Origin of the sequence: Bacteroides clarus (assembly GCF_015555825.1) — a bacterium.
Classification (GTDB): domain Bacteria; phylum Bacteroidota; class Bacteroidia; order Bacteroidales; family Bacteroidaceae; genus Bacteroides; species Bacteroides clarus.
Genome location: NZ_JADNLF010000009.1, coordinates 152608 through 176456, shown reverse-complemented (window position 1 = coordinate 176456; position 23849 = coordinate 152608). Strand labels below are relative to the sequence as shown.

16 protein-coding genes are annotated in these 23849 nt (G+C 49.6%); 4 read left to right on the top strand and 12 right to left on the bottom strand.

Annotation, left to right across the window (positions count from 1 at the left end; all coding sequences use genetic code 11):
• Window positions 1-235: 235 nt before the first annotated feature.
• Together I2F54_RS11480 and gpmA are read left to right on the top strand one after the other, a co-directional pair.
• On the top strand, window positions 236-529 hold the full coding sequence (locus I2F54_RS11480) for a hypothetical protein (protein WP_009123317.1): 294 nt from the start codon (window positions 236-238) through the stop codon (window positions 527-529).
• A 43-nt stretch (window positions 530-572) separates the two neighbouring features.
• Entirely contained in the window at window positions 573-1319 is a 747-nt protein-coding gene (gene gpmA / locus I2F54_RS11475) for a 2,3-diphosphoglycerate-dependent phosphoglycerate mutase (RefSeq protein ID WP_195501277.1), read from the top strand.
• A gap of 143 nt (window positions 1320-1462) precedes the next feature.
• Here gpmA and I2F54_RS11470 read toward each other — a convergent pair whose 3' ends face one another.
• Window positions 1463-2185: a DUF6064 family protein gene (locus I2F54_RS11470; RefSeq protein WP_022217916.1), complete on the bottom strand. Its 723-nt coding sequence runs from the start codon at window positions 2183-2185 to the stop codon at window positions 1463-1465.
• Between the two features lie 184 nt (window positions 2186-2369).
• Between I2F54_RS11470 and I2F54_RS11465 the strand changes: the two genes are divergently transcribed.
• Window positions 2370-3713: a threonine/serine exporter family protein gene (locus I2F54_RS11465; protein WP_009123321.1), complete on the top strand. Its 1344-nt coding sequence runs from the start codon at window positions 2370-2372 to the stop codon at window positions 3711-3713.
• A 114-nt stretch (window positions 3714-3827) separates the two neighbouring features.
• Here the strand turns inward: I2F54_RS11465 and I2F54_RS11460 are convergent, their stop codons facing one another.
• The 11 genes from I2F54_RS11460 to gltB form a co-directional block, all read right to left on the bottom strand.
• On the bottom strand, window positions 3828-5123 hold the full coding sequence (locus tag I2F54_RS11460; RefSeq protein ID WP_195501276.1) for a S28 family serine protease: 1296 nt from the start codon (window positions 5121-5123) through the stop codon (window positions 3828-3830).
• 181 nt (window positions 5124-5304) lie between these two features.
• Window positions 5305-7494, bottom strand: coding sequence for a glutamine synthetase III family protein (locus I2F54_RS11455; RefSeq protein ID WP_195501275.1), 2190 nt, complete (start codon window positions 7492-7494; stop codon window positions 5305-5307).
• Between the two features lie 58 nt (window positions 7495-7552).
• Window positions 7553-8947, bottom strand: a complete 1395-nt coding sequence (locus I2F54_RS11450) for an ammonium transporter (protein WP_118468461.1) — start codon at window positions 8945-8947, stop codon at window positions 7553-7555.
• A gap of 87 nt (window positions 8948-9034) precedes the next feature.
• Complete coding sequence (locus tag I2F54_RS11445) at window positions 9035-9391, bottom strand: P-II family nitrogen regulator (RefSeq protein ID WP_005656741.1); 357 nt, start codon at window positions 9389-9391, stop codon at window positions 9035-9037.
• A 21-nt stretch (window positions 9392-9412) separates the two neighbouring features.
• Window positions 9413-10132 (bottom strand): hypothetical protein, encoded by a 720-nt coding sequence (locus I2F54_RS11440; protein WP_005656739.1) that lies wholly within the window; start codon window positions 10130-10132, stop codon window positions 9413-9415.
• Between the two features lie 107 nt (window positions 10133-10239).
• Window positions 10240-11472, bottom strand: coding sequence for an LL-diaminopimelate aminotransferase (locus tag I2F54_RS11435; RefSeq protein ID WP_009123325.1), 1233 nt, complete (start codon window positions 11470-11472; stop codon window positions 10240-10242).
• Window positions 11473-11550: 78 nt separating this feature from the next.
• A complete protein-coding gene (gene dapF, locus I2F54_RS11430; protein ID WP_195501274.1) occupies window positions 11551-12405 on the bottom strand; it encodes a diaminopimelate epimerase in 855 nt (284 codons plus the stop codon).
• Window positions 12406-12751: 346 nt separating this feature from the next.
• Entirely contained in the window at window positions 12752-13516 is a 765-nt protein-coding gene (locus I2F54_RS11425) for a glycerophosphodiester phosphodiesterase family protein (RefSeq protein ID WP_195501273.1), read from the bottom strand.
• A gap of 120 nt (window positions 13517-13636) precedes the next feature.
• Entirely contained in the window at window positions 13637-15346 is a 1710-nt protein-coding gene (gene asnB / locus I2F54_RS11420) for an asparagine synthase B (protein ID WP_195501272.1), read from the bottom strand.
• A 186-nt stretch (window positions 15347-15532) separates the two neighbouring features.
• Window positions 15533-16873 carry a glutamate synthase subunit beta gene (locus tag I2F54_RS11415; protein WP_005656729.1) on the bottom strand — a complete coding sequence of 447 codons (1341 nt, stop codon included), beginning with the start codon at window positions 16871-16873 and terminating at the stop codon, window positions 15533-15535.
• A 131-nt stretch (window positions 16874-17004) separates the two neighbouring features.
• Window positions 17005-21564 carry a glutamate synthase large subunit gene (gltB, locus tag I2F54_RS11410; RefSeq protein WP_195501271.1) on the bottom strand — a complete coding sequence of 1520 codons (4560 nt, stop codon included), beginning with the start codon at window positions 21562-21564 and terminating at the stop codon, window positions 17005-17007.
• Between the two features lie 364 nt (window positions 21565-21928).
• On the opposite strand from gltB, the gene glmS reads away from it, so the two are divergent.
• Window positions 21929-23773, top strand: a complete 1845-nt coding sequence (gene glmS, locus I2F54_RS11405) for a glutamine--fructose-6-phosphate transaminase (isomerizing) (protein ID WP_195501270.1) — start codon at window positions 21929-21931, stop codon at window positions 23771-23773.
• Window positions 23774-23849 lie beyond the last annotated feature (76 nt).

The window sequence follows — 23849 nt, the reverse complement described above, 5'->3', positions numbered from 1 at the left end:
AAAGTATTAATTTGTTCGCTGCAAAGTAAAGGCTTTACGGGCTTTGGTGAAATACCTATTTATAGGGCTTTTCTGCCGGTGCGGCTCCCTATTTCCGGTTAACTCGCAGTGTCGTTACGGATGTTAAATCTACCTATAAATAGGGAGATTGGGATGCTTTTTGATGAAAAGTAGGTATTGTTAATTTTCTCAAAACGCGGGAACTTTGCGCAACAATATAAAAGGGGTAAGCTATATGGTTAAGTTCGCGCATTCCGCTTCGCCACATCCGCGTTCCGCATCTGCCGGCAAGTGGGTGGTATGGGTGGCTTTGATGATGTTGTTGGCAGGGGTGGCTATTCTGGTATTTTCTTTTTTCTCGCATGATGCCGCCAATCCGGCCTGCCGTTGCATACTTTGCGAGTTCAATCACGTGCCGCAGGACGGTGAGTTGGTGTACAACCGTTATTTGCCGGTCATCAGTATGGTGTGGGTGGCATTTATGATATTATTGGTGTATATGATGCGCCGTTATATGAACAAGCGGTGATGAATGCGTGTTCTTTGTAGAAACAGAAAGGAGATTATCAGAGATGAAAAAGATTGTTTTACTCCGCCACGGCGAGAGTGCATGGAATAAAGAGAACCGTTTTACGGGATGGACGGATGTAGACCTGACGGAAAAGGGCGTTGCCGAGGCGCTGAAGGCGGGTGAACTGCTGGCGGAGAAAGGCTTCCGCTTCCAAAAGGCGTATACGTCTTACTTGAAACGCGCCGTAAAGACATTGAATTGTGTGCTCGACCGCCTTAATCAGGATTGGATTCCGGTAGAGAAGTCATGGCGGCTGAACGAAAAGCATTACGGTCAGTTGCAAGGGCTGAACAAAGCCGAGACCGCCGCCAAGTATGGAGACGAGCAGGTATTGGTGTGGCGTCGCAGTTACGACATCGCCCCTCACGCGCTGGCGGAAGACGACCCGCGCAACCCGCGTTTTGAAGAACGTTACCGGGAAGTGCCCGACGGGGAGCTGCCGCGTACCGAATCGCTGAAAGATACGATTGACCGTATCATGCCGTATTGGAAATGCGTCATTTTCCCAAGCCTGAAGATGGCCGATGAACTGTTGGTCGTGGCTCATGGCAATAGCCTGCGTGGCATTATCAAGCATCTGAAGCATCTGTCGGATGAAGAGATTGTGCATCTGAATCTGCCTACGGCCGTACCGTATGTGTTTGAGTTTGATGACGAACTGAACCTGACGAACGATTACTTCCTGGGCGACCCCGAAGAAATCAGGAAACTGATGGAAGCCGTGGCAAATCAAGGCAGGAAAAAATGATAAGGTAGGATGAAAAATCCGTCTTGCAGGATGAAAATATTCGTCTCACGAGACTGAAAAATTCATCCCGTGAGATGATTTATTTCATATCACGGGATGATTTTTTTTATCCCATAGGACGGATACGGGCGATGCAGGTTCGTTTATTTTCCTACTTCTTGGAAAAGGATGATGCTTAGGAATACCCCGATGATGATGCAAATCAGAATCAGAAACCAGTTCATGAGGCGTGCGCCCGGTTTCGTTTCTTTATGCAGGTTTTGGGCTACATAGTTCTTGAAGAACAGATAGATGGCGGGTACGGTGGCGCTTGCCAGCAGCAGGTCTTCGGGTATCTTGTACACATACACTTTGGAAAAGGCTATGAGCGCCCAATGGCAGAGGAAAAGGATGACGAGCAGATTGACTTTGCGCGAGAATGCCAGCAGCAGTCCGATGGTAAAGGCGGCTACCGAGCAGGGCATCACCGTTGTCGTCATCATCGGGAACTCCATGCCGCGCGCCCACGAAAGGAGAGGGTAGAGGAAGGGCATCGCATAAAGTACTCCCACCAGTACACGGTATTTGGGATTGCGCTCGAACGGGGTGTAACCGGTAAATAAATCCCATAGCCAAATCAGGGCGATTACTCCCCAAAAGATGGCGAGTACATGGTGATAACTGCGTGTGTCACAGTACATCAGATAGTACACCGACGCTATCCAGCCGTTGAGGAATACCATATATATTTTCATGGAGCGTTTTACCCGGACGGTGGGTTTGCGGTATAGCAGTGCGGTCAGCAGGACGCCTGCTACGGTAATGATAATCTGCGCCCACCAGGTGTTTTCGTTATATTGCGCGATAGTGTTCCAAAATATTTCCATATCAATCAGCTTTTGTTTTTGGGAGTATGATGAAAGTCCGGTCTGTTGTTTTTCCCTTCTCTAAAAATGTGTGCAAAGGTATGGGTTTCCGATGAGATATGAAATTCTTTTCTATATTTTGCCTATCTTTGCACTCCTCTTTAAGGATAGGTAAAAAACAGGATAGTAGTTAGTAGAATTTTTGATGGATAATACAATGGTTGAGCAAGAAATTATTTTGCGCAGGAAGCTTGATTTATTGCTTCGCACAGGGAAAATATTAGTGGAGAGTGCTGCCGATACCAATCGCATTGTGCGCAATATGCAGCGGGTTGCGGCTTATTTGGGACTACCCGAGGAGAATCTTCACATTGACGTGACTTATACAATGCTGGTGGTGAACCTGAGTGACGAATCGCATTCTTATTCCAAATTTCAGAAGTGCGAGAAGCACGGCATCAACATGACGGCCATTTCCGAAATCAGCAAGCTTTCCTGGCGTGCCATCGAAGAGGATTATTCGCTCGACCGCTACGAGGAAGAATTGGAGAAGATAAAAGGAAAGAAGCGGAACTATACTCCCTATCTCGTAGCCATCGGAGCGGGGTTTGCCTGCGGCGGTTTCTGTAAGTTGTTCGGCGGCGACTGGATCGCTTTCTTATTCGCCTCTATCGCCGCTTTTGCCGGTTTTCGTGTTCGCGCGCGTTGCGTGGAGTTCGGCATCAATCTATATATGAGTATCGCCATCGCGGCATTGGTGTCCACCTGCCTTGCTTACATCACTACTTTTACAGGGCTGTCGGGAACTCCGTATCATCCGTTGCTGGCTTGCGCGCTGTTCATCGTGCCGGGAGTGCCTATTATAAACTTTGTGGACGACATGATTGACAATTACATACAGGTGGGAATCGTGCGTGCCGTCAATACGGTGCTGATGGTGTGTGCCATGGCTTTCGGCATTGTGATAGCCATGCGCCTGCTGGCTATGGAAGATGTGGTGATTGACAAGAAGTTCAGCGAACTGAGCATGGTTCCGCACGATCCTTATTATATATACGCCATTGCGGCGGCCATATCCGCGATGGGTTTCTCCATGATATTCAATATCCAGCGCCGTCTGTTGTGGGTGGTTGCCGTCGGGGGAATCCTTGCCGTATGTACGCGTAACTTTGTCAACTTCGAGTTGGGGCTCGGTCCTGTCATCGGTTCCTTTACGGGAGCTATGGTGGTGAGCCTGGTGGCGGTGAAAGCCGTCCACTGGTTTCATGTGCCCAATCACGTGCTGACCATTCCCTCTGTCATTCCGATGATTCCGGGGGTGCTGATGTATCGTGCGCTGGTTGCCCTCATCAATATGCACGGAGTGGTAGGTGAGGTGACGGTGGCTGTGTCCAACGGTATCAATGCTTCGCTGATTATTCTCTGCATCGCGTTAGGGGTGGCTGTGCCCAATATATTCGCCCGCCGCTATATCGCCAAAGACCGTCAGCGCTTCTTGAAAGAAGAGTTGCAGAAACGCAGGGAGAGGGGAAAATTCCTTGAGTGGTAAGAGTAGGTATGTTTGATATAAAAGGGGCTGTCTCAATCGCTGAGGCAGCCCTTTTCCGTTTGTGTCTTTTCCCTTATGCGGCAGAAACAGGATGCTGCGAAAGAACGGGTGCGTTTACCGCAACCATTCGTTTAGTAGCTTCATCACTTCTTCTTTCTCCTTTTCGGGCAGTGTGGAGATGCGTGCCAGATGGCTGCCGCCCGGCTGAATGAATACGTGAATATTCTTTTTCCCTTTGAGCCAGGTAACTCCGGCAGCCGTCCAGGGATCGTTTTCACCGTAGATGAATATCATTTTCGGGTCGTTCTTTTGCAAGAATCCCTTAATCTTCTTACTGAGTGTCTTGTCAAAAGGCATATCTTTCAGTTCTTCGGGAAGCATCAGGCGATGCAGGTAGCCTTTGCCGGACTTGATGGAGAGATACTTTTTGAAAGGACGGGTGTCGTAGCCGTAATAGCCCAATTCGCGTGCGGCCTGTACGAAGAAAGAGGCGTTGGTACTGTCGGTTGTGAAATAGGACGGGTCGCTGATGGCCAGCAGGTGGGCTATGAGTTCTGCGTCGGTGGCTGTGGGTAGCGGGATGCTGCCGACGGGAGTACCCCATTGCCAGAGCGCGAATGAATATTCCAGTACCGAATAGTCGTATATCTCTTCGATAGGAGCACGGAACTTATACTCCTGTTCGGTGCAGTATTTCTCGAAAAGGGGGAGTAAGGCCGCTTTGCGTTTCAGGATTTCCAGCTGGAAGTCGGTAATTCTTTTACGGTCTTCATCCGTAGACACTTTTTTGAGGAACGGTTCGTGACGGCCGTCCTCTGTTCCGTAGCAGAGGGGAGCCACATAAGGAACGGATACATCCACATCGTCCGGATAGAATGTGCGGTAGAGCAGGGCGGTCTGTCCGCCTTTGCTGATACCGGTAGCAATCCATTTTCCGGGATATATGTTTTTGAATGCGGTTGTTACCGCGTGCAAATCATCGGCGGAACTTTCGGCTGTAAGGTATCGCCAGTCTTTGGGTTCGGGAGTGGATTCCAGGAAATAGCGGTATTCCACAAATACCATATTGGCATTGAGGAGCCTGGAAAGTTCCTCGCGATATTGGGGCTTGAGCGCGTAGGCGGCTCCATACCCTTCGGTTATAATGACCGTGGGACGATCGAAGCCCGCATGCGCCACGATAACCCGCTGGCGGAAACTTCCTTTCTCGGGATGCCGGTGGTCGAGCGGCTGGGTGAAATAGGTTACATACTTCTCCGAAAACTCGGTAGATTCCAACGGTTGGGTTTCCGTTATGGCGGAAATCTCACTTAGTTTCTGCTGTAAGCCGGTCTGTGCGGATAAGGATACCGATGCCAGCAAGAATGTAAACAGCAGCAATGCTGTATGGCGTGTACGCAGGTCTTTCATAATGTGTTTATTTGTAATTGGGGACAAAGATAATCTGTTTTCCTCTTCAGGCTGCTGTCTGCCGGATAAAAAAGGGGAAAGAACTACCATCACGGCACTCCTTTCCCCTGCAAACTTAAAACAACCAACAAAAGAAATAGATAATTTCCGGTTTCAGAGTTTGTATGTCTGAAATAGCTCTTTATCTTATAAACAACAGTTCCCTGTATTTCGGTAATGTCCACATCTGGTTGTCAACGATGAGTTCCAACTTGTCGATGTGATAGCGGATTTCTTCCATCATCGGTACGATGTTGTCGTGATAAGCGATGGCTTTGTCGCGTTCACATTCAATCTTGTTGGCAACCTTGCGGGCTTCTATCATGGCATCTACATGTTCCTTGATGAAGGTGGTACGGTCGGCAATCTCTTCGATGAGTTCCAAATTCTTGGCAGACAGTTTTGCAGCTTTCTCTGCCGGGAAGAGGTCTTTCATTTTGTAGACATTGTCTATCAAATCCGTCTGATATTGAGTGGCTACGGGAATGATGTGATTCATCGCCAAGTCACCGAGCACGCGGGCTTCAATCTGAATTTTCTTGGTATAGGTCTCCCACTTCACTTCGTTGCGGGCTTCCAGTTCCTTTTGCGTCATTACGCCTACAGACTCGAACATACGGATGCTTTCGGGCTTCAGATAGTTGTCGAAGATGAGGGGTACACTGGTTTCGCAGTCCAGACCGCGTTTTTTGGCCTCGGCTTTCCATTCGTCGCTGTAGCCGTTACCGTCGAAGTGAATGGGCTTGCATATCCTGATGTATTTACGGATAACGTCGAGGATAGCCGAAATCTTCGGTTCACCCTTTCCGATAAGTTCGTCTACATCCTTCTTGAATTCTACCAGTTGCTCGGCAAGAGCGGAGTTCAGGGCAATCATGGCGCTGGCGCAGTTGGCTTCCGAACCTACGGCACGAAACTCGAAGCGGTTGCCCGTAAAGGCAAACGGGCTGGTACGGTTACGGTCGGTGTTGTCTATCATTAGCTCGGGTATCTGTGGAATGTCCAGCTTCATGCCCTGTTTGCCGCTGAGGCTGATGAGGTTATCCTTAGTGCTTTCCTCAATATGTTCCAGAACCTGGCTCAACTGCTTGCCGAGGAAGCTGGATATGATTGCAGGAGGCGCTTCATTCGCTCCCAGTCGGTGGGCGTTTGTGGCGCTGGAGATGCTGGCTTTCAGTAATCCGTTATGTTTGTAGACTGCCATTAAGGTATTTACTACAAAGGTGATGAAGCGTAGGTTGTCTTCGGGCAGTTTGCCGGGGGCATGGAGCAGGATGCCCGTGTCCGTACCCAACGACCAGTTGTTGTGCTTGCCGCTGCCGTTGACACCCTTGAACGGCTTTTCGTGCAACAGTACTCGGAAGCCGTGATTACGTGCCACCTTGCGCATCAGAGCCATGATGAGCATATTGTGGTCTACTGCAAGGTTGCATTCCTCGAAGATAGGAGCCAACTCGAATTGGTTGGGAGCTACCTCGTTGTGGCGGGTCTTGACGGGGATTCCGAGTTTCAACGCTTCGATTTCCAACTCCTTCATAAAGGCTGCCACACGCGGAGGGATGGCGCCGAAGTAGTGGTCTTCGAGTTGTTGGTTCTTGGCACTATCGTGTCCGGTCAGTGTGCGGCCGGTCATCAACAGGTCGGGGCGGGCGGCGTAAAGGCCTTCGTCAATCAGGAAGTACTCCTGTTCCCAGCCCAAGTACGCCACTACTTTCTTTACGTCCGGGTTGAAGTAGCGGCATACGTCTACCGCTGCCTTGTCCACTGCACGCAGTGCTTTGAGTAACGGCGCTTTGTAGTCAAGAGATTCACCCGTGTAGGCAATGAAGATGGTAGGAATGCAGAGCGTATCATCTACTATGAACGCGGGAGAAGAGGGGTCCCATGCTGAATATCCGCGTGCCTCGAACGTGTTGCGGATACCGCCGTTGGGGAAGCTGGATGCGTCCGGTTCCTGCTGCACAAGCAACTTGCCTGTGAATTCTTCCATCATGCCGCCCTTGCCGTCGTGCTCCACAAAAGCGTCGTGTTTTTCGGCAGTGCCTTCGGTGAGCGGATGAAACCAGTGCGTGTAGTGGGTGGCTCCCATCTCAAGCGCCCATTTCTTCATTCCCGCCGCCACTTCATCGGCAATACTGCGGTCCAGCGGCGCACCGTTGTCAATTACATCAATCAGTTTGGCATATACCTTGCTCGGCAGATACCTGAACATCTTTTCCTTGTTGAATACATACTTGGCGAAGTATTCCGACGGGCGTTCCGCCGGGACTGCCACTGCAACGGGTTTCTTCTTGAACGCCGTCTCTACTACTCTGAATCTCAATTTTGACATAATACCTTAGAATTGTAATTGTTGGTTTATAAATATATGATAGAATAAAAAACTTGTTTTAGTTGTAAGCGGACTCTCCGTGCTCGTAGATGTCAAGTCCTTCTTCCTCCACGCGAGCCGGAACACGCAAGCCGTGTATCTTGTCGAGTACTTTGAAGATGATGAAGCCCATACCTGCCGCCCAAAGTCCGACAATTACCGCACCGAATATCTGTGCTCCGAGGAAGCCCGCACCCGCACCGTAGAACAGACCTTCACTGGTAGAGAACAGTCCGGTAAGTACCGTTCCCGTGAAACCACATACGCCGTGTACGGAAGATGCGCCTACGGGGTCGTCAATTTTCAGTACTTTGTCAATGAATTCTACGGCATATATCATCAGTACGCCACAGATGGCGCCGATGATGACCGCACCCAGCGGAGCAACGGCGTCGCATCCTGCCGTAATGCCTACCAATCCCGCCAAAATACCGTTCAGCGTGAGTGACAGGGACGGTTTGCCGTATTTCAGCCAACTGACGGCCAGGGCAAAGAAACCACCAGCGCAAGCTGCCAAGTTAGTGTTGAGGAATACGAGCGAGACAGTTACCTGATCCTCGGTAGTGGCTGCCGCCAACTGAGAGCCGGGGTTGAAACCGAACCATCCGAACCATAGGATGAACACGCCCAGTGCCGCAATGGTGAGGTTGTGTCCGGGGATGGCTTTTGACCGGCCGTCTTTGCCGTACTTGCCGATGCGCGGACCGAGGATAGCTGCACCTACCAATGCAATCCAACCGCCTACGGAGTGTACAATGGTAGAACCTGCGAAATCGTGGAAGGTAGTTCCGAATGTTTCCGTCATGAAGGAACCTGCTTCACCGTTCATCAGCCATCCTCCACCCCAAGTCCAGTGCCCGGAAACGGGATAAATCAGTACGCTGATGAAGATTGTGTAAACCAGATACATGGAAAACTTTGTACGCTCTGCCATAGCTCCCGAAACAATTGTGGCGGAAGTGGCGCAGAATACGGTTTGGAATACGAGGAAACCTTCGGTAGGCAATGAAGCGGGGTCGGGCAGGCCATTGCTATCGAACAACAGGCTCATGAGGTGAGGAGTTCCGAAGAAGTCGCCTAAACCGAACATGATGCCGAAACCTACCAGCCAGTAAAGAAGTGAGCCGAACATGAAGTCCACAAAGTTTTTCATCAGTATGTTGGCGGTGTTCTTGGTGCGGGTGAAACCGGCTTCCACCAATGCGAAGCCCGGTTGCATAAAGAATACCAACATGGCTGCAAGTAACATCCAGACGGTGTTGACACCGGAAACCAACTGGGCGACGGTATCGGTTGCCACACTATCCGCAGCTACGGCGGTTTGTGCATACATATCTGTTGTGAGGCAGCAAGCTATGAGTATAGCAAGGGCCGTACGCAGTTTTGTGAAACTGCGTTTCATATATTTGTCCATAATCTTTTGGTTTTTTAGTTGTACTTGTATTTTGTTTTTCACTGAGCACGCCGCTCAATGAAAATCCTGTGGGTTGAGTGCTGCCGGTTATCTTTCCTGTTCGGCATTATAGAGGGCAATGTCACCCCGTTCTCCGGTGCGGATGCGGATAGCGTCTTCAATGGGGATGACGAAGATACGGCCATCGCCGATTTCGCCGGTTTGTGCGGCTTTGATGATAGCTTGTACTGTCTTTTCTGCGTTTTTATCGCGTACAACGATAGAGATGAGGATACGTTCGATGGAACTGGTGTCGTACAGTACACCACGGTAAATACGGGCTTGTCTGGATTTTCCGATACCTCTTACATCGTAATAAGAGAACCATTCGATATCTGCTTCGAGGAGTGAGTCTTTCACTTCCTCGAATTTGGTTTTGCGGATGATAGCTTCAATCTTTTTCATACCTTAAGTGTTTTATTGTTCTTAAAAACTTAATCCTACTACGAAGTATGCTCTTTCCGAACAGGGATTCCAAGTAGCTTTGGCAAAGAGTGGCAGGGAGAATGAATTGGTTATCCTGATATCCTTTGTAGCTCCGAGGCTGACGTCGCATACGGCAAATCCGCTTGCTCCGTAGAAGTCCGTTTCCCATGGAGTGGCGCCTACTTCGGCTGTCCAGTCAAGTCCGCCCAATTTGAACGGAGCGGCTATGGAGATATAGGATGAATAGGCTCTGTCACCATTCTCCTTGACACCGTCGTCTCCGGCAAAATTGGTGTACCAGTTTACTGCTACCGGTCCGAAGTCGTAACCCACTTGGGCTTCGTACAGGTGGGTTGTATTGTGGGCACCGTAGTGGAAGTAACCTGCTCCGGTATTATACCAATAATCAGTGATTGATACGCTAAAACCACCGGTGGAGTAGCCCAGTGTGAGGTCGAACTCTTTAGCATCGTAACCGTCGGCATCTGTCTTTTCAATACCTACCGATCCCCATGCTTCCAAAGACAAACCTTTATAGGCGATGGATGCGTTGGGTTGAAGGCTTACACCGCCCAAGTCTTGTCCGCGCCAGATGTAGCCGCTTACGATGTCTGCGCCTACGGATGCTTTTACTTTGTCCTGTGCCTTTGCCGTGAAAGGCATTGCAGCTGATAGTAACGTTATTGCTATTACTCCTAATTTTGTGTTTCTTGTTTTCATACCTTCTTACCTTTTTAGTTAGAAAAATTGCGGATGATCAGTCCGGTTCTGTTAGTATAGTATTGCGCTTGAACTATTAAATAGTAGGATGTTTATATTCTTCACTTTTATTTCAGCCAGTTGCGGATGCGTTTCATGGCTTCCACACAGTCTTCGTGTTTGCCGAAAGCGGTCAGGCGGATATATCCCTCACCGCTTGGCCCGAAGCCTACACCCGGAGTACCCACTACATTGGCTTCGTACAACATTTGTTCGAAGAACCGCCAAGAGCTTATGCCGTTTGGGGTTTTCAGCCAGATGTATGGGGCGTTCACACCGCCGTACACTTCCAGCCCGGATGTTTCCAGTCCTTCTTTCATGGTGCGGGCGTTGTTCATATAGTAGTCAATCGTTTCTTTTACCTGCCGTCTGCCTTCTGCGGTGTAGATGGCTTCGGCGGCACGCTGGGTAATGTAGCTTGTACCATTAAACTTGGTGCATTGGCGGCGGTTCCACAGTTTGTTGAGGGAGATACGTTCACCTTCCAGCGTAGCAGCGGTCAGTTCTTTCGGTACTACGGTGTAGCCGCAGCGCACGCCTGTAAATCCGGCGGTCTTTGAGAAACTGCGGAACTCGATGGCGCATTTTTTCGCCCCTTTTATTTCGTATATGGAGTGGGGCACATCGTCCTCTTGGATGAAAGCCTCGTAGGCGGCATCAAATAGGATAAGCGTGTCGTTGTCAAGGGCATAGTCCACCCACTTTTTCAGTTCGGGTTTGGTAAGGGTAGTACCCGTAGGATTGTTGGGGTAACAGAGGTAGACGATGTCGATACGTTTGTCCGGTATTTCGGGGATAAAGTTGTTTTCGGCCGTACAGGGCATATAGGTTACATTGCTCCATTTGCCGTCTTTTTCCAATATGCCGGCGCGTCCGCACATTACGTTGCTGTCAATGTAGACGGGGTAGATAGGGTCGGTTACTCCCACACTGTTGTCATGGCGGAGTATGTCGCCTATGTTTCCCGTATCGCTCTTGGCTCCGTCGTTGATGAAGATTTCCTGTGGGCTGAAATGAACGCCGCGTGTCGCGTAATCGTGTTTGATAACGGCATCAATCAGAAAGTCATAACCCTGTTCAGGACCGTATCCGCGGAATGTCTTGGCATCAGCCATCTCATCCACTGCCTTGTGCATCGCTTCGATGCAAACTTGCGGCAGCGGACGGGTAACGTCTCCGATACCCAGACGGATGACTTCTTTTTTAGGGTGCGTTATCCTGAAAGTATTAATCTTCTTAGCTATGTCCGAAAATAAGTAACTTCCGGGCAGTTTCAAAAAATGTTCATTAACTAATGCCATATCTCTGTTGGTTTAATTATTTAATAATGATGAATTAATAATGAAGAATTGCCATGTGGCACAAAAGCGTATACTCATTCATAATTCTTCATCCGTCTCCATCTCTCCCTCGAACACCTTGGTTGCCTCTCCCGTCATAAAGACGTGCTTGGTGGCTATATCCCATTCAATGGTGAGTGTTCCTCCATCCATGACGATGATTGATTTTCTTCCGGCACGTCCTGTGAGGAAAGCGGCTACGGCTGTGGCACAGGCTCCTGTTCCACAGGCTTGGGTGACGCCCGAACCCCGTTCCCATACGCGCATCCTTATCTTTCCCTCTTCCAATACTTGGGCAAATTCCACATTGATGCGGTCGGGGAAGAGAGGGTGATTCTCCAGTTTGGGGCCGATAGAGGAGAGGTCTGCCTTCGTAATGTCGTTCACGAAGATTACCAGATGCGGGTTTCCCATGGATACGGTAGTACCCATATAGCGTATGCCGTCTATTTCGATGGGATGTTCTGTCATCGGCTTGCTCCCCTTGCCGTCATAGTTCACGGGTTCGTCAGACGGAATACCCATGTCAACGGTTACAGTGTCTACTTTATCGCCTGTCGCGTGTAGTTTTAGAATCTTGATGCCGGACAGGGTATCGAGTGTGATTTCTGTTTTGGAAGTCAGTTTGTAGTCATAAAGGTATTTGCCGATGCATCGGCTGGCATTGCCGCACATCTTGGCTTCCGAACCGTCCGCATTGAAAATGCGCATGCTGAAATCGGCTTTGTCGGAGCGCCCTATAAGTACCAGACCGTCACTGCCGATTCCCGTATGCGGTGCGCTCCATTTCTTCGAGAGTTTCTCCGGGTTCTCGATAGGATAGCGGGTAGTGTCTACATATATGTAGTCGTTTCCTGCGCCATGCATCTTGGTAAACTTTATGCTTCTTGTCATTTTGTACTTACTTGGTTAGTTGATTATATCCTTTTGTTTTATTTCAATGCAAATATACGACGTTTTGGATGATTTTTATCTATATTGATATCTGTTTTCTATTTATTTCTATTCCGGTTTTCATTCAGTGCAAATATATACGATTTCCCTTTCAATTTAAAAGTATATGATGCTATATTCGTAAAGATTGTAATATAATGCTCTCGTATTCTTGCGGGGGAATAATAAAAATGATTGTTTTATTCGCTTATTACTACCTTTTTGAAATATAAAAGCTGCTTCATTGTTTTCAGAATGAAGCAGCTTGTCTATAATAACTTTCTAAATGTATTGTAAGCTGATGCTTTTACTGTAATATTTCTTGCAGTTCTACGGGGACGTTGGTAGTGATGAAATCCACACCGTGGTCAATCAACCACTTCATGTCTTTGGCATCGTTTACGGTCCAAGCATTTACTTTCATGCCCAAGTCGTGGGACTCTTTAATCCATTCGGGATGTCTTTTGAATACGCTGAAGTGATAGTCGGGTCCGGCGCATCCCCATTCTTTCAGTTCTTTGGGAGAGAGGTCGCCTTCCAGATAATATACCGGAGTTCCTTTGGGGGTAAGACGGATAAATTCTTTGGTGGCGTGTCGCGAGAAAGCGATGTATTCCATGCGGTTCTCCAATCTCATGTCTTTCACCATCTTCACGATACTTTCTACAGCACGTGTTTCCTGTTCGGGTGTCTTGTGGGATTTCAGTTCCAGAATAAGGCGCGTTTTCAGTTGTCCGGCCTTCTCCAAGTATTGCCGCAGGGTGGGGAGTTGCTCTCCGTTGTCCAGTATGACGGCGGTACACTGTTGTGCGGTGGATTTCTGCATATTCACTCCCTTGAAAGTGCTGTCGTGGTTTACTACAAGTTGGTTGTCGGCGGTGAGCCATACATCGAACTCGGAACCGTAACAATTTATGGAGTCGGCTTTCACCAGTGCGGCAATGGAATTCTGTGCCGAACCGTCTGTTTTCCAGAAGCCGCGGTGAGCAATGACTTGGGTGGACTGTGCCTGTGTATAGCCACAAGCGGCAAGTAGCAGGGCGGAAGTGATAATAAGGCTTTTCAGTTTCATGGGCTTTAGAATTAATTATTTTCATCGTTCTTTCGCAAAGGTAGCATAAGCTTACGAATATGAAACAGAAAGTATATTAAAAATCCGTTGCATTTGCCGTGTGGTTACTTTTTTTAAGGTTCAGTCCTTGTAGGCTTCTTCGTGCACACCGGCAACGGCGCGTCCGCTAGGGTCGTTTTTCCCTTGGAATGAGACGTCCCATGCCAATGCTTCGGCGGTGGAACAGGCTACACTCGGTACGCTGGGTACACTGCGGGCGGCACTCTCGCTGGGGAAGTGCTCCTCGAAAATAGTGCGGTAGTAGTATTCCTCTTTGTTCATCGGTGTGTTTACGGGGAAGCGTTCGGAGGCTTTCAGCATCTGTTCATCACTGACGGCAGCGGCAGTGACAGCTTTCAGCGTATCAATCCAGCTGTAACCCACACCATCGGAAAATTGTTCTTTCTGACGCCATGCGACGCTTTCGGGCAGCATAGCCGCAAAGGCTTCGCGAACCACTTTCTTTTCAATTTCTTTTCCGGGACACATCTTCGTGGCAGGATTCAGTCGCATGGCTACATCCAGAAATTCTTTGTCGAGAAACGGGACACGTCCTTCCACGCCCCAAGCGGCAAGACTCTTGTTGGCGCGCAGGCAATCGTAAAGGTACAGTTTGGAGAGTTTACGTACTGTTTCTTCATGGAAGGCTTGTGGTGTGGGCGCTTTGTGGAAGTAGAGGTAGCCGCCGAATACTTCGTCCGCACCTTCACCACTAAGTACCATCTTGATGCCCATGCTCTTGATGACACGCGCCAGCAAGTACATGGGCGTGGATGCGCGGACAGTGGTTACGTCGTAGGTTTCGATGAAGTAGATGACATCGCGAATGGCGTCCAGCCCTTCTTGAATGGTGTAGTTTATTTCATGGTGGATAGTGCCGATGTATTGCGCCACTTCACGTGCTTTGATGAGGTCGGGAGCACCTTTCAAGCCTACTGCAAAAGAGTGGAGTTGAGGCCACCACGCATCTGCCTTGTTGTCCGTCTCAATACGTTTTCCGGCGTATTTCTTGGCGATGGCCGAGATTACGGAAGAGTCCAGCCCGCCGGACAACAACACGCCGTAAGGTACGTCCGACATAAGTTGGCGCTGTACGGCGGCTTCGAGGGCATCATGTACGGCGGAAACCTGAGTTTGGTAGGTTGTGGCATTGACGTCAGGGTAACCAGTATGATAGTTGTCTTTTACGGCAAGGTATTGCATCCAGTCGCGAGTGTACCAGCGGTGCATTTTACCCTCACGTCCCCGGTAATAGTGTCCGGGCAGGAAAGGCTCGTACTCGTCGCAGAAGCCTTCGAGAGCTTTCAGTTCGCTGCCGAAGTAGATGCGGCCTTCCTTGTCGCGGCCTATATATAAAGGTATCACTCCGATGGGGTCGCGGGCTATGAGGTAATCGTCCGTCTCTTCATCGTAGAGGGCAAAGGCGAAGATACCGTTCAGTTCTTCGAGGAAATTGATGCCCTTGTCTTTGTAGAGGGCGAGGATGACTTCGCAGTCCGAACCCGTCTGAAAGGTGTACTTTCCGGCGTAATGTGCACGGATATCGCGGTGGTTGTATATCTCACCGTTGACGGCAAGGATTTGCTTGCGGTCGGGCGAGTACAGAGGTTGCCCACCCGATTGAGGGTCGACGATAGAAAGCCGCTCGTGTGCAAGGATTGCGGAGCCGCCTACATAAATACCGCTCCAGTCCGGTCCGCGATGGCGGATTTTCTGTGCCATTTTTAAAGCTTTACTCCTGAGTTCCGGAGTCTGGGATTTTATGTTGAAAATACCTGCTATTCCACACATGGTTGTAGTTGTTTTAGAAGTTGATATCGGGATGATGTTAGTTGTATCGGGTGAGACCAGCAGTTTCGTCCGTTGGAACGGATTGTTTCAAGCGTTGAAACGAGTCGTTTCACACCGGGGGACAGAAAGTTTCATGCGTTGAAACTCTTGGTATCCCTCTTTGAAACTTTTTTCGTTGCCGCAAAACTACCGGTTGAAGTATTGGTCAATCCGCCGGGCTACTTTGCGACCGTCAGCCAGTGCACGTACTACGAGACTTGCACCATTGGCGGCATCTCCCGCCACGAATACATTCTCTGCAAATGTCGGCTGTTCCGGTTTGAGGAAGCCCATAGCCAACAGCACCATATCGGCTTCAATGACTTCTTTCTTACCCGTAGGTTTCATGGTGGGGCGGCCACCGTCTTTTGCCGGAAGCCATTCCACTTCTTCCACTTCCACGCCGCAAACCTTTCCGTTCTTGCCGATGAATCTGTTGGATGCCAGTGACCAGCGGCGTGTGCATCCTTCTTCGTGACTGGAAGTGGTTTTCAGGACAACGGGCCATTGCGGCCAGGGCGTAGCGTCATTGTGGCCTACGGGTGGTTGTGGCATGATTTCTATTTGTGTCACGCTCGTAGCTCCTTGGCGGATGCTCGTGCCGATGCAGTCCGAGCCTGTGTCGCCACCGCCAATGACAAGCACCCGTTTGCCACGGGCATTGACAAGCTGCTCTTTCGGGAATGTCTCTCCGTCGAGGATACGGTTCTGTTGAGCCAGCATATCGAGGGCAAAGTAGATACCTTTCAGTTCACGGCCGGGGATGGTAAGGTCACGGGCAGTGGGAGTGCCTGTGCAGACGGCGTAAGCATCGAAACCTGCGGGCAGCTTCTGCATATCGATGCAGACACCCATTTCAAACCGGATACCTTCGGCTTTCAGTACATTCATGCGACGGTCTATCACTTCTTTGGGTAGTTTGAAATTGGGAATACCGTAGCGAAGCAGTCCGCCCGGCATCGGTTTGGAATCGAATATCGTGACTTCGTAGCCACGGGCATTCAGCCGTGCGGCAACGCTCAGCCCGGCAGGCCCTGCACCGATGACAGCTATTTTCCAGCCATTGCGTTCGGGGCGGACAGGCACGATATATCCTTCACGAAAAGCGGCTTCGGCAATGGCTGCCTCATTCTCGCGGATGGTTACGGGAGCATCGCAGGAGAGTTTCAGCACACATGACTTCTCACAAAGTGCGGGGCAGATACGTCCCGTAAATTCGGGGAAATCATTCGTCTCGTTCAGTACTTGATAGGCTTCGCGCCATTTTCCTTTGCAGAGTGCGTCTTGAAACTCCGGTTGCTTGTTGCCCAACGGACATGCCCAATGGCAAAAAGGTACACCGCACTCCATACAGCGTGAGGCTTGGAGCTTGCGGTCGTGACTGTTCAGCGTCTGTTCCACCTGGCTGAAATCTGTGATACGTTCGTGTATCGGACGGTAGCCCGCTTCTTGGCGGGGGATATTTAAGAATGCTTTTGAATCGCCCATGATTGATAAATTGAGAATTAAAAATTGAAAATTAAGAAATAATACTCAGAGAATCGAAAATTAAAAAGAACGTGGAATTTGTAAGTACGCACTATTCTGTATTTTTTAATTCTCAATTCTCAATTTTTAATTTAATAGTCTCTTTGCATATCCGCAATCTTCTGTTGCAGCTTCTTCATCTGTTCTTCTTGCAGCACTTTCTTGTACTCGATAGGGACTACTTGGATAAACTCGTCTACGTAGTGCGTCCAGTCATCGAGTAGGATGCGCGCCAGTTTGGAACCGGTGTAGAGATAATGCTGGCGGATGAGTTCGTGCAACTCCTTGCGGTATGAGGTTTCTTCAATGAGGCTTAGTTCCACCATTTCCATGTTACAGAAGTAGTCGAAGTTTCCGTCTTTGTTCCAGACGTAGGCCACACCACCGGACATACCTGCGGCAAAGTTACGTCCCGTCTGTCCGAGCACCACTACACGTCCGCCGGTCATGTATTCGCAGCAATGGTCACCCACACCCTCTACAACGGCTATTGCACCGGAGTTGCGGACGGCAAAGCGTTCGCCTACGCGACCGTTGATATATACTTCGCCGCTGGTTGCACCATACAGAAGGGTGTTTCCGGCAATTGTGTTCTTCTCGGCCTCGAAGTTGCTGCGTACAGGGGGTAGTACGGCGATACGTCCGCCACTCAGCCCTTTGCCCAGATAGTCATTGGCCTCACCTTCCAGCTTGAAGTTGATACCCGGTACGAGGAATGCTCCGAAACTCTGTCCGGCCGAGCCTTTGAACTTGACGTTCAGTGTATGTTCGGGCAGGCCTTTTGCGCCGTACTTGGCGGCGATAGCGCCGGAGAGCATCGCACCGCAGGCGCGGTCGGTGTTGGCGATGGTATATTCGAGAGAAACTTCTTTCTGTTCGTCTACGGCATTGGCGGCGGCATTCAGCATTTCCACGTCTTTTACGCGGTCGATGCCGTGTTGCTGGTTTATGATGTGGCGGATGGCGGCTCCGTTGTCCACACGCGCCAGTACTTTGTCGAAGTTGATGAGTTGATGTTTCTTGATGCCGTCATCCGGTCTGCGGATGATGAGGTCGGTACGCCCGATGATATCATCCAGTTTTTCCACTCCAATCTCTGCCAGATACTCGCGTACTTCGCGGGCAAGGAAGGTAAAGTAGTTCACAAGGTATTCGCTACGGCCGATGAAACGTTTGCGCAGTTCCGGGTTCTGGGTGGCTACACCTACGGGACATGTGTTTTGGTTACACTTGCGCATCATCACGCATCCCAATACGATGAGGGCAGCGGTGGCGAAACCGTATTCTTCCGCACCGAGCATGGCCATGAGTACTACGTCGCGTCCGGTTTTCAGTTGTCCGTCCACTTGCAGCAGCACTTGTCCGCGCAGCCCGTTCAGTACCAGTGTCTGTTGCGTCTCACTCAGTCCGAGTTCGGGCGAGATGCCGGCATATCGGATGGAGCTTGCGGGTGATGCGCCTGTACCGCCTTCGGCGCCGGAGATGACGATGAGGTCGGCTTTGGCTTTCGCCACACCTGCGGCGATAGTTCCCACACCGCTTTCGGCTACCAGCTTCACGCTGATTTTGGCTTTCGGATTGACGTTCTTCAAGTCGAAGATAAGCTGTGCCAGGTCTTCGATGGAATAGATGTCGTGATGGGGCGGGGGAGAAATCAATGAAATACCTGGAATGGAGTGGCGCGTGCGGGCAATCACTTGGTCTACTTTGAATCCCGGCAACTGGCCGCCTTCACCCGGCTTGGCGCCTTGTGCCACTTTTATCTGTATTTCGTCGGCATTCACCAGATATTCCGTAGTGACCCCGAAACGTCCGGATGCTACCTGTTTGATGGCACTGCGCATTTCCGTTCCGAAGCGTGCGGCATCTTCACCGCCTTCCCCCGTATTGCTTCGCCCGTGCAGTTTGTTCATGGCAACCGCCATTGCCTCATGCGCTTCCTGACTGATGGCTCCGAAAGACATGGCGCCCGTAACGAAACGTTTCAGAATGCTTTCCACCGGTTCCACCCTGTCTATGGAAATGGGGTTGTGACGGAAGTCGAGAAAGTCGCGCAGGAAGATAGGCTTTTCTTTCTCATCGACCAAGCGGGTAAACTCTTTGAATTTCTTGTAACTGCCCAGACGGGTGGCTATTTGCAGGGTACTGATAGTTTCCGGATTCCAAGCGTGCTTTTCTCCGTCCTTACGGTATGCGTACAGTCCTTTGTTCGGCAATAGGGGAGCTTCACCACCATCATTCTTCATGCGCGTTTCTTCCTTTTTCATCGCTTCTCCTTCGTCGTGAAAAGTGATGGCGTCACGTGCCACCTCATCCAAACGGATGCCGCCGATAGCCGATTTTAATCCGCCGAAGTAAGCGTTGCTCAATTCTTCGCTCAGCCCGACAGCCTCGAATATCTTTGCGCCCCGGTAGGAGCGGATGGTGCTGATACCCATTTTGCTCATAATCTTGAACAGGCCTTTGCAAATGGCTTTGATGTAATTCTTCTCTGCGGTGGCATAGTCCAACTGTACCTCTTTCTTGGCAACGAGTTCGTTCAGTACGGCAAATGCCATATAGGGGTTCAGTGCGCTTGCACCGAACCCGAGGAGCAGTGCGGCGTGCATCACTTCGCGTATCTCGCCGCTTTCCACGACCAATGCGGTCTGTACGCGCTTTCCTACCGAAATGAGGTGGTGGTGCACTGCCGATACGGCAAGCAATGAGGGGATGGCGGCATGGACGGTATCTACGTTGCGGTCGGTCAGTACAATGTAGTTCACGCCTTCGGTGACGGACTTTTCGGCTTCCTTGCACAGGCGGTCAAGCGCTTCCTGCAGTCCTGCACGTCCTTTGGAGACTTCAAACAGTATCGGCAACTTTACAGTCTTGAAGCCTTTATAGCGGATGTTGCAGAGAATATCCAATTGCGCATTCGTCAGGATGGGGTGGTTCAGCCGTACCATTTTGCAGTGGCTTTCGTTGGGAGTCAATATGTTCATGCCCACTGCGCCGATGTACTCGGTGAGAGACATTACCAACTCTTCGCGGATAGGGTCGATAGGCGGATTGGTGACTTGCGCAAACTGTTGGCGGAAGTAATTGTATAGTAGTTGCGGCTTGTCGGAAAGTATGGCAAGCGGGGTGTCGTTACCCATTGCGCTGACAGGCTCGGCGCCGTTGGATGCCATGGGTAGGATGATTTTCTCGACATCTTCTTTGGAGAAGCCGAACGTACGTAGCATACTGTTATAGTTGTCCACGTTGTGGGGCACTTTGCGCCCGCTTTTCAGTTCGTTCAGTTCGATGCGGTTGCTGGCGAGCCAAGTGCGGTAGGGCTTGGCTTCGGCAAGTTGCTTTTTCAGTTCGCCGTCGTAGTAAATCTCGCCTTTCTCGGTATCTATCAAAAGTATCTTGCCGGGTTGTAGACGACCTTTCTCTTTGATGTCGCCCGGTTCGAAATCCATTACGCCGACTTCACTTGCCACTACCATGATGTCGTTGTGCGTAATAAGGTAGCGTGCGGGACGCAGACCGTTACGATCCAACATACCACCCGCATAGCGTCCGTCGCTGAAGAGTAGTGCGGCAGGTCCGTCCCAAGGTTCCATGAGGATAGAGTGGTATTCGTAGAAGGCCTTGAGGTCTTCGCTGATGGGGTTCTTTTCGTTGAAGGATTCCGGTACGAGCATTGCCATGGCATGCGGTAGGCTGAGGCCGGACATGACAAGGAACTCCAGTACGTTGTCCAGCGAGGCGCTGTCGCTCATGTTCGGCTGGATGATGGGACGCAGTTCTTTGATGTCGCCAAGGGCGGGAGAGGACAGGACGCTTTCACGCGCTTCCATCCAGCCGCGGTTACCGCGTATGGTATTAATTTCACCGTTGTGCGCCAAGAGACGGAACGGCTGTGCCAGTCCCCATGTAGGGAAGGTGTTGGTGCTGAAACGGGAGTGCACCAGAGCCAGTCCGCTGGTGAAGTAGTTGTTTGTCAGGTCGGGGAAGTAGTTACGTAGCTGTAGGGAAGAGAGCATACCTTTATAGATGATGTTCTTCGTAGACAGCGACACGATATAGAAATCCTCTCGTGCGGCTATATCCGACCTGCGTACTTTGTTTTCTATTCTTTTCCTTATTATATAGAGACGGCGGTCGGCGGTTTCACTGTCCGTAAATCCGGTGATGAAGATTTGTTTGATGTCGGGTTCGTTGGCAAGTGCGGCCTCACCCAGTATTTCGGGGCAGGTAGGCACATTGCGCAGGTGCATCAGCGTCAATCCTTCTTTCTCTATTTCTTCAATGATGATACTCAGGATGGCTGCCCGGTCTTTCTCATCTTTCGGAAGAAAAAGTAGTCCTGTTCCGTATTTCCCTTTTTCGGGAACGGGGATGCCTTGCAGCAGGATGAATTCGTGCGGTATTTGCAACATGATGCCGGCGCCGTCTCCGGTCTTGTTGTCGGCACCTTCCGCTCCGCGATGACGCATATTCTCCAATACTTTCAATGCGGATTCAACCAATTCATGTGATTTGCTGCCGTGAATGTTCACTAACATTCCCACACCGCAAGCGTCGTGTTCATTGGTGACATCGTACAGGCCCAACTGCATGGGCTGTCGTTGTGCGGGTTGTTTCTTTGTTTTGTTGTTAAAAAGCTCTTTGTTTTCCATTTTTGGTTTACTCTAATTTATGTAATACCTATTTGTTGTATCAAAATGTTTGGCAAATATAAATATTTAGTTTCAAATTGATAACAATATTCCTCGATTTGTGCCTTGTTAAATACTTACACCGGGGGATGAAGTTATAATCTGATAGAAAATACCCTTTGTTTTCTTCTAATCTTAAATCAGATTTCGTCTGTTTGCTTTAAGATTATAAATTCGACCTTTTGCTTTTAAAATATTATTTTCCTTGTCTTTTTGATAATAAAATAACTTTTTTCTACTCTTTTGATAAATAAATAGTGAAAAGGTTAACTTTATGTTCTAAAGAATATATATCTTTGCAGCGCAAATCAAATACTGATATATTATGTGTGGAATAGTAGGCTATATAGGTCAAAGAAAAGCCTACCCCATTCTTATCAAAGGTTTGAAGCGGTTGGAGTACCGCGGATACGATAGTGCAGGGGTAGCATTAATCAGTGATGACCGACAACTGAACGTGTACAAGACGAAAGGAAAGGTTTCGGATTTAGAAACTTTCGTTACTCAAAAAGATATTTCCGGTAGTATAGGTATTGCACATACCCGCTGGGCTACACATGGAGAACCTTGTTCCGTTAACGCTCATCCTCATTATTCCTCTTCCGAAAGATTCGCTCTTATTCACAACGGTATCATTGAAAATTACGCCGCCCTTAAAGACAAACTCCAAGCCAAAGGCTATACTTTTAAAAGTAGTACCGACACCGAGGTACTGATACAACTCATAGAATACATTCAGGTTATAAACCGCATCGATTTACTGACTGCCGTGCAACTGGCTTTGCAGGAGGTTATCGGTGCATATGCCATTGCCGTGCTCGACAGGGAGAATCCTGATGAGATTATTGCTGCGCGCAAAAGCAGTCCGTTGGTGGTGGGTATCGGGCAGGATGAATTCTTCTTGGCATCCGATGCCACTCCGATTGTGGAATATACGGACAAGGTGGTCTATCTGGAAGATGAGGAGATAGCCGTTATTCGTTGTGGGGAGAAACTGAAAGTGGTGAATCTCAAGAATGTGGAGTGCCCGCACGAGGTAAAGACGGTGGCGCTCAATCTCGGTCAGTTGGAGAAGGGCGGTTATCCGCATTTCATGTTGAAGGAGATTTTTGAGCAACCCGATTGTATTCACGACTGTATGCGCGGACGCATTAATCTGGAGGGTACTAACGTGGTGCTTTCCGCCATTATAGATTATAAAGAACGTCTGCTTGCTGCCAAACGTTTTGTAATTGTGGCTTGTGGCACGTCGTGGCACGCTGCGCTTATAGGCAAACATCTGATAGAGAGTTTCTGCCGCATTCCGGTGGAAGTGGAGTATGCTTCGGAATTTCGTTACCGGGACCCGGTGATTGACAGTAGTGATGTGGTGATTGCCATTTCGCAAAGCGGGGAGACAGCCGATACGCTGGCTGCCATAGAACTTGCCAAAAGCCGTGGTGCATTTATATATGGCATCTGTAATGCTATCGGTTCGAGTATTCCGCGCGCTACGAATACGGGGTCTTACATTCATGTAGGGCCGGAAATAGGTGTGGCGTCCACCAAAGCCTTTACAGGTCAGGTAACTGTGCTCACCATGTTGGCATTGACTCTTGCACGGGAGAAGCATACGATTGATGAAACGCAATACCTCGCCATAGTGAGGGAACTCGGACAGATTCCTGGAAAGATGAAAGAGGTGCTGAAGCTGAACGACCGTATAGCGGAGCTTTCTAAAATCTTCACTTACGTACACAATTTTATCTATCTGGGACGCGGTTACAGTTATCCCGTAGCGTTGGAAGGCGCTTTGAAGCTGAAAGAAATCTCGTACATCCATGCGGAAGGCTATCCGGCCGCCGAAATGAAGCATGGGCCTATTGCTTTGATAGATGCGGAAATGCCGGTGGTGGTCATTGCCACACAGAACGGATTGTACGAAAAAGTACTGAGCAATATACAGGAAATTAAAGCGCGCAAAGGCAGGGTGATAGCGATTGTTACCAAGGGAGATACGGTTATCGGTAAAATCGCTGACATTTGTATCGAACTTCCCGAAACAATGGAATGTCTTGGCCCGTTAATAACTACGGTTCCCTTGCAACTGCTCGCTTATCACATAGCCGTATGTAAAGGCATGGATGTAGACCGACCGCGTAATCTTGCCAAGTCGGTAACGGTGGAATGACCGGAAGCGGATGATGTGTATGGGTAAAACAGAGAATGCGTTTGCCCTTGACAGATGATATGTTTTCAGAATATAA